The organism is Microbacterium sp. Bi128 (genome assembly GCF_918698205.1).
In genome coordinates this window covers 1-1171 of the sequence record NZ_CAKKMM010001519.1, presented here as the reverse complement: position 1 = coordinate 1171, position 1171 = coordinate 1, and the positions used below count along the sequence as shown (strand labels likewise).

General features: G+C 71.1%; 2 protein-coding genes. One reads left to right on the top strand and one right to left on the bottom strand.

What is annotated here, in order from left to right; translation table 11 throughout:
- On the top strand, nucleotides 1-829 hold an 829-nt coding region (locus tag LQV45_RS34195; RefSeq protein WP_230012306.1), incomplete at its 5' end, for a PD-(D/E)XK nuclease family protein.
- Nucleotides 830-906: 77 nt separating this feature from the next.
- Here the strand turns inward: LQV45_RS34195 and LQV45_RS34190 are convergent.
- The coding region (locus LQV45_RS34190) for a hypothetical protein (protein ID WP_230012305.1) at nucleotides 907-1171 on the bottom strand (265 nt) is incomplete at its 5' end.

Sequence of the window (1171 nt, the reverse complement as noted above, 5' to 3'; positions counted from 1 at the left end):
CCCCCGGACGGGAAAACGGCTGCGGCTTGTCCCGGGCCGGCGGGCGGCCATGGAATCCGCAGCGGCCCGCGTCCTGCAGGCAATGGCATCCGGCCCGGATGGCGCGGACGCTGGAAAACGTCCCGTCCTGCGCGGTCCCGCCGCCGGGTGGGCGCAGGAGGCGGCCACTTTGCTGGAACGCCGCTCCCGGCGTTCGGTGGTCCAGGATGTGCATCTGCCCGGCCACATCTCGGCGTCGACTCTCGTGGACCTGGAAGATGACCCAGGCTCCGTTGTGGCCCGCCTGCGCAGGCCGATCCCGCGCGAACCGGGGATGTCGGCTCGCAAGGGCACGGCCTTCCACGCCTGGGTGGAGGAATACTTCGGCGCCGCCGGGATGCTGGACCTGGGTGAGGCAGCCGGCGCTGACGACCACATCGACGAGGCCTACGGCCTGGATTCCATGGTGGAAACTTTCCGTCAGTCCGAGTGGGCCCACCGCGCCCCCGCCCACGTCGAGGTCCCGGTCGAGACACGGATCGGCGACGTCGTGGTCCGGGGCAGGATCGACGCCGTGTTCCGCGACGCCGACGGCCGCTGGGATCTTGTGGACTGGAAGACCGGCCGCCGCCCCTCGGCGGCCCAACTGAAGGTCAAGGCAGTCCAGCTCGCCGTCTACCGGCTGGCCTGGGCCCGGCTCAAGGGGGTCCCGTTGGAGGACGTCCGGGCCGCTTTCTACTACGTGGCCGACAACCAGGTGGTCCGCCCCCATGACCTTGGATCAGCGGAAAAGCTTGAGGAAATCGTGTCGGCGGCGCTAGGGAGGACAGCGACGCACGGCGGCGCCTAGCGGATGTCAGCCGGCCGGAGAAAGCCCGCCGAACGATCCGGGCGGGGCAGTACACCTGAACCGGCCGGCAGCCGGCGCTAGCGGGACGCGGAGTCGACCACCGTGATTGCGGCGGTTGACGTGTTGTCACCGGACCCGGGCTGGACGACGGCGATCGATTGCGTCGATGTGTCGGTACCGGCTGGAACCGCGGCCCCGGCGTCGCTGTCACCGGCCTCACTGACCTTCCCGGAGTCCGGGTCGGGGGCCGCCGCCTGCGGGGCGCCGTCCAGCGCGGCATCAGCGCTGGAGGGCACGGAGGACTTGGCGGCGCCGGGGATTGCGGTGATGTCGGCGGACGCA